This is a genomic window from Wenzhouxiangella sp. YN9 (assembly GCF_056324165.1).
The window spans coordinates 1-326 of the sequence record NZ_JBJNIP010000009.1; the positions used below are offsets into that span (position 1 = coordinate 1).

1 protein-coding gene is annotated in these 326 nt (G+C 43.9%); it reads right to left on the reverse strand.

Annotated features, from left to right (window positions below):
• Positions 1 to 131: 131 nt before the first annotated feature.
• Positions 132 to 326 (reverse strand): hypothetical protein (locus tag ACEWQ0_RS00010; protein WP_476484104.1); only part of this gene is annotated, 195 nt, incomplete at its 5' end.

Sequence of the window (326 nt, forward strand, 5' to 3'; positions counted from 1 at the left end):
TGATGTTGGAGTGTTGTGACAAAGACTACCACACTGAACCGGGAAGTCCCGTTAACGCACGTATTCCATTGGACCGGCATCAAAGCAGGTTGCAAACAGCGGCGCAGTGCAGGGCGGCCTGACGTTCAATCTCAATATTTAAGGAGCCCCGAGAATGCAACCTCCTCACGTGCCGCGTCAATAATCAGCGCCCGCGAAAAAACACCCATAAAAAAATAAAAAACAAAAAAAAAAAACAAAACCCACAAAACCAAACCAAAAAAAAAAAACCACAAACCAACACAAAAAAACACCAAACAACACAAAAAAACAAACACCCACCCAAC